Annotated in this window: 11 protein-coding genes; 5 read left to right on the forward strand and 6 right to left on the reverse strand. The window is 69.4% G+C overall.

Translation table 11 applies throughout. The features are described 5' to 3' along the window. Positions 1-7: 7 nt before the first annotated feature. Complete coding sequence (locus ACWEIJ_RS40330) at positions 8-916, reverse strand: NAD-dependent epimerase/dehydratase family protein (protein WP_449842557.1); 909 nt, start codon at positions 914-916, stop codon at positions 8-10. A gap of 89 nt (positions 917-1,005) precedes the next feature. On the opposite strand from ACWEIJ_RS40330, the gene ACWEIJ_RS40335 reads away from it, so the two are divergent. The 4 genes from ACWEIJ_RS40335 to ACWEIJ_RS40350 are packed head-to-tail and all read left to right on the forward strand — an operon-like array spanning position 1,006 to position 6,252. Then, entirely contained in the window at positions 1,006-1,980 is a 975-nt protein-coding gene (locus ACWEIJ_RS40335) for a cation diffusion facilitator family transporter (RefSeq protein WP_449842558.1), read from the forward strand. Between the two features lie 34 nt (positions 1,981-2,014). Further along, a complete protein-coding gene (locus ACWEIJ_RS40340) occupies positions 2,015-4,300 on the forward strand; it encodes a molybdopterin oxidoreductase family protein (RefSeq protein WP_449842559.1) in 2,286 nt (761 codons plus the stop codon). After that, on the forward strand, positions 4,300-4,761 hold the full coding sequence (locus ACWEIJ_RS40345) for a hypothetical protein (protein ID WP_449842560.1): 462 nt from the start codon (positions 4,300-4,302) through the stop codon (positions 4,759-4,761). Before ACWEIJ_RS40340 ends, ACWEIJ_RS40345 begins: the two co-directional genes overlap by 1 nt. 3 nt (positions 4,762-4,764) lie before the next feature. Next, a complete protein-coding gene (locus ACWEIJ_RS40350; protein ID WP_449842561.1) occupies positions 4,765-6,252 on the forward strand; it encodes an MFS transporter in 1,488 nt (495 codons plus the stop codon). On the opposite strand, the gene ACWEIJ_RS40355 is transcribed toward ACWEIJ_RS40350, so the two are convergent. Further along, the gene (locus tag ACWEIJ_RS40355; RefSeq protein WP_449842562.1) at positions 6,249-6,848 is read right to left on the reverse strand and encodes a hypothetical protein; all 600 of its coding nucleotides are present in this window, start codon (positions 6,846-6,848) and stop codon (positions 6,249-6,251) included. The genes ACWEIJ_RS40350 and ACWEIJ_RS40355 overlap by 4 nt on opposite strands. Before the next feature lie 106 nt (positions 6,849-6,954). On the opposite strand from ACWEIJ_RS40355, the gene ACWEIJ_RS40360 reads away from it, so the two are divergent. Then, positions 6,955-8,436 (forward strand): hypothetical protein, encoded by a 1,482-nt coding sequence (locus ACWEIJ_RS40360; protein WP_449842563.1) that lies wholly within the window; start codon positions 6,955-6,957, stop codon positions 8,434-8,436. Here the strand turns inward: ACWEIJ_RS40360 and ACWEIJ_RS40365 are convergent. From ACWEIJ_RS40365 to ACWEIJ_RS40380, 4 genes are all read right to left on the reverse strand, one after another. Continuing rightward, a complete protein-coding gene (locus ACWEIJ_RS40365) occupies positions 8,433-9,191 on the reverse strand; it encodes an endonuclease/exonuclease/phosphatase family protein (RefSeq protein ID WP_449842564.1) in 759 nt (252 codons plus the stop codon). The two genes, ACWEIJ_RS40360 and ACWEIJ_RS40365, sit on opposite strands and share 4 nt — an antisense overlap. Positions 9,192-9,243: 52 nt before the next feature. Further along, positions 9,244-11,229: an elongation factor G gene (gene fusA / locus ACWEIJ_RS40370; protein ID WP_449842565.1), complete on the reverse strand. Its 1,986-nt coding sequence runs from the start codon at positions 11,227-11,229 to the stop codon at positions 9,244-9,246. Positions 11,230-11,527: 298 nt separating this feature from the next. Then, positions 11,528-12,400, reverse strand: a complete 873-nt coding sequence (locus tag ACWEIJ_RS40375) for a helix-turn-helix domain-containing protein (RefSeq protein ID WP_449842566.1) — start codon at positions 12,398-12,400, stop codon at positions 11,528-11,530. A 6-nt stretch (positions 12,401-12,406) separates the two neighbouring features. Next, on the reverse strand, positions 12,407-13,285 hold the full coding sequence (locus tag ACWEIJ_RS40380; RefSeq protein WP_449842567.1) for a Scr1 family TA system antitoxin-like transcriptional regulator: 879 nt from the start codon (positions 13,283-13,285) through the stop codon (positions 12,407-12,409). Between the last annotated feature and the right edge of the window lie 195 nt (positions 13,286-13,480).

The raw sequence follows: 13,480 nt of genomic DNA on the forward strand, positions 1-13,480 counted from the left end.
CGTGCGGCTACCCGGCGAACTCCCGGGCAAACGACCGAAGCCCGTCCTCCAGCGCAACCTTCGGCTGCCAGCGCAGGATCTCGCCCGCCAGACTGATGTCCGGCCGCCGCCGGCGCGGATCGTCCACCATCGACTCGACGTGCCGCACGACCGACGAGCTGCCGGTGACCTCGATGGTCTTGCGGGCGACGTCCAGCACGGTGACCTCGGCGGGGTTGCCGAGGTTGATCGGCCCGGGATGATCGCTGCGCGCCATCGCGAGCAGCCCGCGCACCAGGTCCGAGACGTAGCACAGCGACCGCGTCTGCAGCCCGTCGCCGTGCACGGTCAGCGGCTCGCCGGCCAGGGCCTGCCGCAGGAACGTCGGGATCATCCGGCCGTCGCGCGCCCGCATCCGCGGCCCGTAGGTGTTGAAGATCCGCACGATCCCGGCGTCCACCCCGTGTTCGGCCCGGAACGCCATCGTCATCGCCTCGCCGAACCGCTTGGCCTCGTCGTAGACGCTGCGCGGCCCGATCGGGTTCACGTGCCCCCAGTAGGACTCCCGTTGCGGGTGCTCCTCCGGATCTCCGTACACCTCGCTGGTGGACGCGACGACGATCCGCGCTCCCTTGCGGCGCGCCAGGTCCAGCGCGTGGTAGGTGCCGAACCCGCCGGTGCGCAGGGTGTCGACCGGCATCCGCAGGTAGTCGGCGGGCGAGGCCGGGCACGCCAGGTGCACGATCAGGTCGACCGGCCCGAGCAGGTCCAGCGGTCTGGTGACGTCGGCCGCGACCACGCTGACGCCGTCCGGCACGTTGTCCCGCGAGCCGGTGCGGAAGTCGTCGACGCAGACGACCTGTGCGTCCTCACGCAACAGTGCATCGCAGACGTGCGAGCCGAGGAAGCCCGCACCACCCGTGACGACAGCCCTCACGTTCGTCTCCTCCCGTTTGTCGGCTGGTTCCCCCAGACGAACGGCGCAAACACGTGTCACCCGATGCTCCAGCGGGTAGCTGGAACCACATGGCTGGAAGAGAAGGCAGCAGCTTCACGGTCCTGCTCGCGCTGCTCGCCAACGCCGGGGTCGCGGTCCTCAAACTGGTGGCGGGCCTGCTGTCCGGATCGGGCGCCCTGCTCTCGGAGGCCGCGCACTCGGTCGGCGACACGTCCACCCAGATCCTGCTGCTCACGGCGGTCAAGCGGTCCGAACGCCCGGCCGACGCCAAGCACCCGTTCGGCTACGGCAAGGAGCGCTACTTCTGGTCGTTGCTCGCCGCGTTCGGGGTCCTGATCTCCGGCGCGGTGTTCTCCCTGTACGAGGGCGTGCACACGATCATCGACCCGCACGAGCAGAGCACCTACGTGTGGGTGAACTACGTCGTGCTCGGCGTCGCGTTCCTCATGGAGGGCACCTCGCTGCTCCAGGCCACCCGCCAGGTCCGCAGGGAGGCCGCGGAACACCAGCTCTCCCTGGTGGGCGAGCTGGCCGGCGGCGACGACCCGACACCCCGCGCGGTGTTCACCGAGGACCTGGCCGCGGTGATCGGCATCGTGCTGGCGGCGGCCGGCGTCGGGCTGCACCAGCTGACCGGGTCGGCGGTGTGGGACGGCGTCGCGTCGATCCTGATCGGGGTGCTGCTCGCGGTGGTGGCGGTGCTGCTCGGCAAGGCGTGCAAGGGGTTGCTGATCGGGCGGCAGGCCGATCAGCGGCTGGTGCGGGCCGTGTGGGAGCACGTCGAGCGGCAGCCGGAGGTGGATGACCTGGTCGACGTCCAGACCATGCTCACCGGAACGGACAAAGTTCTCGTATGTGCACGAGTCGACTTCATCGACACCTATTCCGCCGGTGACGTGGAACAGGCGTGCATTCGCATCGACAACGAGCTGCGCGAGCTCTTCCACGACGTCGACGAGGTGTTCATCCAGCCCGTACCCAGGACGAACGCCGATTTGCGCGACCGCGTTCTGCGCCGCTACGGGCGGGCGCTGACCGACTGAGTTTCATTTCGACCGAGCCGGGTACTGCCATTTCGTGGATCGCATTTCCGACGTATGGGGACCACGCACTCCGCACGGACGTGAGACGCACTGGCCGGTCCGGGTCGACCAGCAGCTCGCGGACGGCCTCGGCGAGTCCGATGTGGACCGGTGGGTCCAGTCGGCGTGCGTGTTGTGCAGCAACGGGTGCGGCTGCGACATCGCCGTCAAGGACGGCAGGATGGTCGGTGTTCGCGGGCGTGCGTCAGACATCGTCAACCACGGCAGGATGGGTCCGAAAGGTCTCTACGGCTCGTGGGAGGCCCATGGCAAGGATCGCCTCACGAAGCCGTTGATCCGCCGTCACGGTGAGCTGGTCGAGACCGACTGGGACACCGCGATGGACACGATCGTGCGACGCTCCCAGGAGCTGCTCGCCGAGGTCGGCCCGTTGTCGCACGGCTTCTACACCAGCGGCCAGCTGTTCCTGGAGGAGTACTACACGCTCGGCGTGATCGGGAAGGCCGGCATCGGCACGCCGCACATGGACGGCAACACCAGGCTGTGCACGGCCACCGCCGGGGCGGCGCTGAAGGAGTCGTTCGGTTCGGACGGCCAGCCGGCCTGCCACGCCGACATCGACCTGTGCGACGCGCTGTTCCTGTTCGGGCACAACATGGCGGCCACGCAGACCGTGATGTGGGCGCGCGTGCTGGACCGTCTCGCCGGACCGGAGCGCCCGCGCCTCGTCGTCGTGGATCCCCGGCGCACGCCGACCGCGGAGGCCGCGGACGTGCACCTGGCGCCGTTGCCCGGCACGAACCAGGCGCTGATGAACGGGCTGCTGCGCGCGGTGATCGAACGCGACTGGCTCGACCACGACTACATCGCCGCGCACACCCTGGGGTTCGACGAGCTGAAGGCCACCGTCGAGCCGTACACGCCCGAGCACGTGGCTGAGATCTGCCGCATCTCCCCCGTCGACCTGCTGCGGGCCGCCGAGATCTTCGGCACCTCGCGGCGCGTGCTGTCGACCGTGCTGCAGGGCTTCTACCAGTCGCATCAGGCGACCGCGGCGTCCTGCCAGGTCAACAACCTGCACCTGCTGCGCGGCCTGCTCGGCAAGCCCGGCAGCGGCGTGCTGCAGATGAACGGCCAGCCGACCGCGCAGAACACCCGCGAGTCCGGCGCCAACGGCGACCTGCCCGGCTTCCGCAACTGGGACAACGAGGAGCACGTCCAGGAGCTCGCGCGGCTGTGGAACGTCGACCCGCTGACCATCCCGCACTGGGCGCCGCCGACGCACGCGATGCAGATCTGGCGGTACGCCGAACAGGGCTCGATCAAGTTCCTGTGGATCTCCGCCACGAACCCGGCCGTCTCGTTGCCGGAACTGCCGCGCATCCGCGAGATCCTGCGCAGGGAGGACCTGTTCGTGGTGGCGCAGGACGGTTTCCCGACCGAGACCACCGAGCTGGCCGACGTGGTGCTGCCGGCCGCGCTGTGGGGCGAGAAGCAGGGCACGTTCACGAACCTCTCGCGCGTCGTGCACCTGTCCGAGCAGGCCGTCGAGCCGCCCGGTGAGGCCCGCAGCGACCTCGACATCTTCCTGGACTACGCCACGCGCATGGGGTTCAAGGACCTCGACGGCAACCCGTTGATCAAGTGGAAGGACGCGGAGGGCGCGTTCGACGCCTGGCGCGAGTGCAGTCGCGGCCGTCCGTGCGACTACACCGACCTCTCCTACGACCGGCTGCGCGGCGGCAGCGGAATCCCTTGGGGCGGCAAGGAAAGGCTCTACGCCGACGGCGTCTTCCCCACCGCGGCCGACTACTGCGAGGACTACGGCCACGACCTGCTCACCGGCGCGTCGACCACGCCGACGGACTACCAGGCGCGGCGACCTGACGGGCGGGCGTTCCTCAAGGCCGCCGAGTACACGCCACCGCCGGAGCAGGCGAACGCCGAGTACCCGTTCCTCTGCACGACCGGGCGTTCGGTCTACCACTTCCACACCCGCACGAAGACCGGCCGCACGCCGCAGCTGCGCAGGGCCGAGCCCGAGCCGTGGGTGGAGATGTCGCCGGAGGACGCGGCGGAGCTCGGTCTCGCCGAGGGCGACGTGGTGCGCGTCGAGTCGGCGCGCGGCAGCGTCACGGTTCCGGTCCGGATCGGACGGTGCCGCGGCGGTGTGGTGTTCCTCCCGTTCCACTACGGCTACTGGGACGTCGAGCCGGGCGGGCACGAGCGGGCGGCGAACGAGCTGACGCTGACGGAGTGGGACCCGGTGTCGAAGCAGCCGCTGTTCAAGATCAGCGCCGTGCGGATCAGGAGGGCCTGATGCATCTCGCGACCTACCTGGGACTTCTGCACACGTCGCTGCAGACGCTGGCCGGCGCCTTCCGCGAGGTCGCGAAGGGCCACGGCGACGAACCGGACGTCGAGCACACCTGCCAGGTGCTCGCGAAACGGCTCGACGGGCAGGTGGAGCAGCTCGCGCCGATCGTCGAACGCTACGGCGAGGACCGCGAGCCGGAGCCGGAACGCCTGCACGCCGCGGAGTTCGAGGAGACCCGCAGCGGCGCGGTGGGGTTGTTGCGCGACCTGCAGGACCTCTACGCGCTGGCGTCGTTCACCGACGTGACCTGGACCGTCGTGGGCCAGGCGGCACAAGGCCTGCGGGACAAGGAACTCCTGCAGGTCGTCAGTTCGTGCGAGCAGGACACCGCGCAGCAGCTCGCGTGGTTGAAGACGCGGATCAAGCAGAGCGCCCCGCAGGCGCTCATCGCGGCGAGGGGCTGAGAGATGGACACTGGGGTGCGCACCCTGATTCCGGCGAGGATCGACCGGTTGCCGTGGTCGCCGTTCCACACCCGCATGGTCGTGGCGCTGGGTGTCGCGTGGATCCTGGACGGCCTGGAGATCACGGTCGCCAGCGCGATCGCCGACACGCTCACCAAACCGGAGACCCTGCACCTGTCGTCGACCGCGGTCGGCCTGCTCGCCACGGTCTACCTGATCGGCGAGGTCGTCGGCGCGCTGTACTTCGGTCATCTCTCCGACCGGCTGGGCCGCCGCAAGCTGTTCATGCTGACCCTGGGGGTCTACCTGGTCGGTTCCGGCCTCACCGCGCTGACGCTGGGCAACGGCGCGGGCTGGGTGATCTTCCTGTACCTGACCAGGTTCGTCGCCGGCATGGGCATCGGCGGTGAGTACGCGGCGATCAACTCCGCGATCGACGAGCTGATCCCCGCGCGGTACCGCGGCCGCGTCGACATCGCGGTCAACGGCACCTACTGGGCGGGCGCGGTGCTCGGCACGCTCGGCTCGTTCATCCTGCTCAACAAGATGGACCTGTCGCTGGGCTGGCGGCTCGGCTTCCTCATCGGACCGGTGCTGGGCCTGGTGATCCTGGTGGTGCGCAGGCACCTGCCGGAGAGCCCGCGGTGGCAGATCATGCACGGCCGCAACACCGAGGCCGAGGAGTCCATCACCGAGATCGAGCGGGAGGTCGAGGAGACCGGCAGGACGCTGCCGCCGGTCGACGAGAAGAAGGCCATCGAGGTCAAACCGGCCGAGCAGATCGGTTATCTGGCGCTGGCCCGCGTGCTGTTCAGCGAGTACCCGTCACGGGCGGTGCTCGGCGCGACCCTGATGATCACGCAGTCGTTCCTCTACAACGCGATCTTCTTCACCTACACGCTGGTGCTGGGCAAGTTCTACGGCGTCTCGTCGGAGTCCACACCGCTGTACCTGATCGCGTTCGCGGTCGGCAACCTGGTGGGACCGTTCACGATCGGGCACCTGTTCGACACGATCGGCCGCCGCGCCATGCTGTTCTGGACCTACGTGCTCTCCGGCGCGCTGCTCGGCGTCACGGCGGTGCTGTTCTACGCCGGCGCGCTGAACGCGATCACGCAGACCATCGCGTGGTGCGTGATCTTCTTCTTCGCCTCGGCGGGCGCCAGTGCCGCGTACCTGACGGTCAGCGAGATCTTCCCGCTGGAGGTGCGGGCGAAGGCGATCGGCGTGTTCTTCGCGATCGCGCAGTGCTTCGGCGCGCTCGGGCCGGTGATCTACGGCGCGTTGATCGGGACCGGCGAGCACCCGGTGCGGTTGTTCATCGGGTACCTGATCGGTGCGGTGATCATGATCATCGGCGGGCTGGTGGCGCGGTTCCTCGCGGTGGACGCGGAGAACAAGTCGCTGGAGGAGATCGCCCTGCCGCTGTCCGCCACGGCCCGGCGCGGCCGCACCCGTGCCGAGGGCGCGGCCTCACCGTTCTCCACCTAGAGGCAGGGCGGCCGATACCCGTCGATCTTGAGGCCCCGGAACTCCAGGTCGTTCGGCGTCTTGCCGACGAAGACCAGGCCTCGGGCGTCCCTGAGCGCCTCGGTCAACGGGTAGGCCGGCGTGCCGAGCTCGGGCAGGCTCGTCCAGTCCTTCGGGTCGAAGCCGAAGAACCTCGTGACGAGCCTGCCGCGGGTCGACGGGATCCTGGTGACCCACTTGTCGCCGCCGCTCCAGTGCGAGGCCGGGCGCAGCTGGACGTACAGGTCGTCGGTGGCGCGGTAGGTCATCAGGAAGCCGCGCGACCTGGTCAGGTCGGCCTGGGCCTCGAACCTGTTGCCCAGCCACACGACCATGACGTGCCACTCGTTCCGCAGAAACTTGATCTTCGCGGAGTACTCGTGGCGGTTGCGGGGCACGAGGATGCTGCCGGTCGCGGGTTCGGTGGCACCCTCACCGCTCGCGAGCCACTGCTGCAACCGGTCGATGGACGGGGTGTCGCACTCGCGGCCGGGCGAGGCGTTCGCGGTGGGACCGAGGAGGAACAGCAGCGCGCACGCGATCACCGCGACGCGGCCGAGCGTCGAATTCAAGCGCATCTCGCGGACCGTACCCGCAATTGGTTGAACCATTGCGCGTTCACGGTTGACCGCGACACCCCGACAGCGGATTGTGAATCCGGCTCACGATCGTCAGAGTGACGGCGTGCGCCCTGCCAGATGGCTTGGATTCATCGCCGCCACAACGACTTTCTGCCTGCAGCTGACCGCACCGGCCGCCCCGGCCTCCTGCACCGGCGACCTCGCGCCCGCCTCGACGCTGCACTCCCTGAACGCCACCGTCGCCGGGTTCGGGCTTCGCTCCACCGGCAGCGCCGCCCACAACCGGCTGATCTCCTGGCTGGAACGCGGCGTCTCCCGCCTGCCGGGGATGACCGTGCGGTCCGAGCGCTTCACCATCCAGCGCTGGCAGCCGGGCCCCGGCCTGCTCCTGTCCGGCGGCGCCGTCCCGGTCGCCGCCCCGATCCCCTACTCCGCACCGGGTCTGCGTTCCGGCGAGCTCGTCCACCTGCCCGCCGGCACCCCGATCACCGCCGCGAACTCCTTCGGCAAGGTCGTGCTGCGCGACTTCCCCGCCGTCGACCGCGGCTACCTCGCCGAATCCCAGCTGCACCAGGACATGATCGACGCGGGCATCGCCGGGGCCGCGGGCGTCGTGGTGGTGTTCCCGTTCCCGCACTCCCAGGTCCGCGGCTACTGGGACCCGCACACCGGCACCCACTACCGCGTGCCGGGCGTGTTCGTCGGCGCCGACGCTCGGCTCCAGGTGGGCAAGCGGGCGACCATCGGCGTCCTGGCGGGCCGCGCACCGGCCGTGACGCGGTCGCTGATCGCCACCCTGCCCGGCCGCAGCGCCGAGCGCATCGTCCTCGACACCAACACCGACGGTGTGGGATGGGTGCAGGAGAACGGAACCGTGGCGCTGCTCGCGCTGGCCGAGCACTTCGCGCGGCTGCCGTTGCGGTGCCGTCCGAGGACGCTGGAGTTCGTGTTCGCGACGGGGCACCTGCACCGGCCGGCCGAGGGCAGCGAGTTCCGGGCGCGTGCGCTCGACGCCGAGTACGACTCGGGGTCGGTCGCGTTCGCCTTCGTGCTGGAGCACCTCGGGACGCGCGAGTTCCTGCCGAGCGCAGGCCCGCCGGTGGGTACGGCGGGCTCGTCCGGCTGGTCCCCGCCCAGCCCCGTGTCCCTCAAGCCGACCGGCGCCGCCGAACTGTCCGGCTGGTTCGCGGGCAGCCCCGTGCTCGCCCAAGCCGCCGCCACCGCACTGACCGCGCGAGCGGTGGACCGCACCTTCGTGCTGCCCGGCAGCGATCCCCCGGTACCGGGCCGCGCCCCGACGCAGTGCTCGTTCGGCGGCCTCGGCACCCACTTCCACTCGCACCTGGTGCCCACGATGGCGATGATCTCCGGCCCGTGGACGCTCTGGGCACCGTCGTTCGGCGCCGAAGCCGTCGACCACGAACGCATGCGCCGCCAAGTGCTGGCAGCGGCCGACGCCATCACCGCGCTCGCACCCGTGCCACGGGACCAGATCGCCGGGCCGTACCTCGACCTGCGGAGGGCCAGGGCCGGTGGCGCGCCGACGTGCTCGCACGAGCTGCCGCCGGAGTGGGCGCCGCGCTAGAACCGGAGCAACGCCTGCACCGGCAGGTGGTCGGACGGGTACTGGCCGTCCCGCCGGTAGGTGTTGATCGCCGCGGACTCGACCGTCACGCCGCGGGTGAGGATCCAGTCGATGCGCGGCCCGTCCGGCACCAGCGGGCCGTAGCCGTGGAAGGTCCCGTAGGCCGGTGTGGTCTGGCGGCCCGCGAGCCACGAGTCCGCGAGCACGCCGGTCAGGATCGAGTAGGGCTGGGACGCGCCGGCCGCGGCGTTGAAGTCGCCGGTGAGCACGACCGGCAGTGTGAGTCCGGAGAGCCGGTCGCGCACGTACTCGGCGCTGCGGACGCGGGAGTTCTCCGACTCGTGGTCTAAGTGGGTATTCACGACGACGAACTGGGTGCCGGTCGCGCGGTCGGCGAACCGGATCCAGGTGACCATGCGGATCACCCTGTTGCCCCACGACGTCGAGCCGACGACGTTCGGGGTCGCGGACAGCCAGTGGTGGTCGTACTCGAGCGGTTGCACGCGGAGGGTGTCGAAGAAGATCGCCATGAACTCGTCGTGGCTGCCGCCCGCCCGGCCCAGGCCGATCCAGTCGTAGTGGTCGGGCAGGTCGTGCGCGATGTCGAGCAGCTGGCCGTAGAGGCCCTCCTGGGTGCCGAGCACCGCGGGCAGCTCGGTCAGCAGGAGCTGGGCCATCGCCGGGCGTCTGGCGGCCCACGAGTTCGGCTCGGCGGTCGAGGCGTAGCGCAGGTTGAACGACATGACGCTCAGCACCCGGCCGATCATGGCACAGGCCCGCTCTCGCCGAGAGCGGGCCTGCTTTCACCTATGCGGGCGCGTAACCGGTCAGGCGGCTGGTGAACGCGCCGCGGCCTTGCGTCCGGCTGCGCAACCGCGTCGCGTATCCGAACAGCTCCGCCAGCGGCACGCTCGCCGTCACCACGGTCTCGCCGGTCCTGGCCTCGGAGCCCAGGATCCGGCCACGGCGCGCGCCCAGGTCACCGAGCACGCCGCCGAGGTACTCGTCCGGCACGGTGACCGTGACCTCGGCGATCGGTTCGAGCAACGTCGTCGCGCCCGCCTTCAGGGCCTCGCGCAGGCCCTGGCGGCCTGCCGTGCGGAACGCCATCTCCGACGAGTCCTTGACGTGCGTGGACCCGTCGGTGAGCGTTACGCGCAGCCCGGTCACCGGGTGGCCGAGGGGTCCCTCGGCCAGTGCGTCGCGGCAGCCCTGTTCGACCGCGCGGACGAACTCCTGCGGCACACGCCCGCCAGTGACCGTCGAGCGGAACTCGAACCCGGTCTCCAGCGGTTCCGTGTCGATGACGACGTGCGCGAACTGTCCCGCACCTCCGTCCTGCTTCACATGCCGGTGGACGAATCCCGTGACACCGCGCGCGAGGGTCTCGCGGTAGGCGACGCGGGGTCGTCCCGTGGTGATCTCGACGCGGTGCTGCGTGCGCGCCTTCTCCACCGCGACCTCCAGGTGCAGCTCGCCCAGCCCCGACAGGACGGTCTGGCCGGTCTCCGGGTCCGTCCTGACCTGCAGCGACGGGTCCTCGTCGACCAGGTGCGCGAGCACCTCGGCGAGCCGCGCGTGGTCCGCGGCGGTCTTCGGCTCGACGGACACCGACACGACCGGATCGGCCGAGGTCGGCGGTTCGAGCAGCAGCGGAGCCGTTGGCGCGCAAAGGGTCGTCCCGGTGCGCGCCGACTTCAGCCCCACCAGCGCCACGATGTCGCCCGCGGTGGCCTGGTCGACCGGCGTGTGCCGATCGGCCTGGACGCGCAGGATCCGGCCGACGCGCTCCGTCCGCCCGGCGACCGCGACGGTGTCTCCCTTGTGGACAGTGCCGGAGTACACGCGGACGAACGTCAACCGTCCCGTGGTGTTGGCGTTCACCTTGAACACCAACGCCGCGAAGGGTGCGTCCGGATCCGCCTGCCGTTCCTCGCCGTCGACGCCCCGCACCGGCGGAACGTCCACAGGGGACGGCAGGTACGCGATCACGGCGTCCAGCAGCGGCTCGACGCCCCGGTTCCGGTACGCCGAGCCGCACAGCACGACGGTTCCGGCGCCGTCACGGGTCAGGTCCCGCAGCGCCTTGCGCAACGTCTCATCGGACAAACCTCCTGCGAAGAACTCCTCCAGCGCCTCGGGATGCAGCTCCGCCACCGCCTCCTCCAGGAGACGGCGCCGCCGTCGTGCCTCCGCCAGCAGCGTTTCCGGCACAGGACCCTCGACCAGCGACGGGTCCCACGTCAGCGCACGCATGCCCACGAGGTCGACGACGCCGACGAACGCGTCCTCGGCCCCGATCGGCAGCTGCACGACGAGCGGAACGGTGTGCAACCGCGTCCGGATGGACTCCACGGCCCGGTCGAGATCCGCACCCGCCCGGTCGAGCTTGTTGACGAACGCGATCCGCGGCACGCCATGCCGATCCGCTTGGCGCCACACGGATTCGCTCTGCGGCTCCACCCCCGCGACACCGTCGAACACCGCGACAGCCCCGTCCAGCACGCGCAGGGACCGCTCGACCTCGTCGGCGAAGTCGACGTGCCCTGGCGTGTCGATGAGGTTGACGCGATGCCCGTCCCACGTGCAGCTGACGGCCGCGGCGAAGATCGTGATGCCGCGGTCGCGCTCCTGCGGGTCGAAGTCCGTGACGGTGGTGCCGTCGTGCACCTCGCCGCGCTTGTAGGTGCTGCCGGTGGCGAACAGGACGCGTTCGGTGAGCGTGGTCTTGCCCGCGTCGACGTGGGCGAGGATGCCCAGGTTGCGGACGGTGTTCAACGTGGTCGTGCGCATGGCTGAAGCGCCTTTTCTTTGAAGAGAAAGGAACTACGAGGTCAGCGCGATGAACCGACGAACGGGAGGGCGTTCGTCAGACACTCCGGTGCCCGGCGCGCAGCGGGCGACCGGGGTGCGAGGACACGAGGATCACGTCGAAACGCGACGAGGGAACGACGGCGGCGATGCGCACGGCCGGTCTCCCTTCGTCACTCGGTGATGTCGATCGTGGAGTGTAGACGGATCATGCCCTGCCGCGAAGCGGGTTTTCCAGGACGTTCGTTCACGTGCAGTGGGGGCATGAAACCGCGATCCGTCAGTCGGCGCCGTCCTTCAGCAACTGCGCGGCCTCGACCAACCTGGCGGCGGTGTCTCTCGCGGGCAGCGCCATCGTGACCAGCCGCTCGAACGTCGCCGCGTACGGCTGCCGCTCCCATTCAGCTTCCAGCCATGTGCCGCCGTGCAGGTTGTCGAGATGCACCACGTCGTCGAACTCGTCCTCGCGGAAGGACAACAGGGCGAAAGACGTCATCCCAGGGAAGGCACCGATCTCGTCCGGCACCAGCCGCAGCCGGACACCGGGAAGGTCGGCAAGCGCGACCAACCGCAGCAACTGATCCGCCATCACCAGCGCGCCCCCGACCGGGCGCCTCAGGACTGCCTCTCCCACAACGAGATCCAGCCGCAACGAAGGCCCTGTGCTGAGGTGTCGCAGCACCTGCTTCCGCTGAGCACCAGCGTAGTGACGATGTCCCTGGCCGGACACCGCGTCCACTTGGACGCCGTGCAGCGCAGCCTCGTACTCCGGTGTCCGGACGAATGGAGGCAGCACGTCCAAGGCGACTGTCCGCAGGTAGCTCGCTTCGGCCTCGACCTCGGCACACGTCCAACCGACACAGGACTGAGCGTCAGCGGTCAACAGGTCGAACCTCAGCGGGTCACGTACCCGCTGCGCCCCCAGCACCACCGGTTTTCGACGCACGCCGCTCACCCCGTACGCCAGGGCGAGTGCCACAACGTCAGCGTCGTTGATCGGGACGAGCGCGTTCTGCATCATCGAAGTCTTGGCGGGCGACCAGCCCACACGCTCACTGACCTCCACCAAGCTCAATCCACTTTCCTTGCGCCACAACGCAAGCGCGCGACCAACGGCGCGGTTCTGAAGGCTGGACTTGAAATTCTTGGGCATCTTCGCTCACTCGGTCCGCTGCAACGCCCGTGTCTCGCCCTCGATGGCGCTTGACGCGCAGTACAGGCGGATGATCAGGTCTTTGGAGTCAGCCTCGTCCAGACTGTTCTCGTCGAGTGCGTGCACGACGTTGTCGTAGCCCTCGATCGCGTCCTTCTCCTCAACGAGGAGGCTGGAGTTCTCAGTCTCCACCCACACCAGTGGTTCGTACTTCGGGAAGCTCAGATGCGTGAACGGCCCAGCAAGGCCGGCGTGCGCGCCGAGTGTGGCCGGCACGATCCGGATCGTGACATTCGGCCGGTTCGCCATGTGCAGCAGGTGCAGCAGTTGTCCGGCGTGCACCTCGGCTCCGCCGACCTTCAGTTGCAGCGCCAATTCGTGGATGAAGTAGGTGCACTTCACGTCGTGTCGTAGTGATTCCTGGCATGCGAGCAGCGCCTCCACTCGATCTCGAAGCTCGGCCACCGGCGCCGTGGACGACGCGAGCAGTACCTCTCGCAGGTAGTCCGCCGTCTGCAGAAAGACCGGCACCATGTGCGTATGCCAGCTGGTCAGCGTTTCCGCCACCGTCAGGTGTTCCACGACGGTGCGGAGCCGGACCGGCGCGCACGTTCCGTGCTGCTGCCACCAGCCCTTGATGTGCGTTTCCGGGTACAGGGACAGCAGATGACAAACCTCGGCGGCCTTGACCCGGCAGGCACCCAGCAGCGTGGCGATTTCGATCTTACTGGCGCCGCCCTTGCCGTTCACCACATCCGAGAGCTTCGCCTCGTCCCAGCCGAGGATGTCGGCAACCGCACGCGAGGTCAGCCCGGCATTCGCAATGGCCGCTCGTATACCGGCACCGAACTCACGGCCACGTGCGGTGGAGGTCCTCTTCGGCATGTCGGTTTCCTTCCACAGGTTCTGCGGGTTGTCAGCTGCTCCGTTCACAAACGCCGTGGCCGCAGTCGCCAAACCGCATGAACAACGCCGTCTCCTACCACGACCCGACAACCTCAGGGCGTGACGCTACGATCAACGGAGAACAAGCAGAACGGACCGCGAGTACGAGTGCGGTTCGACCGGAGTCGGCCAGAC

The organism is Lentzea sp. NPDC004789, from assembly GCF_053601075.1.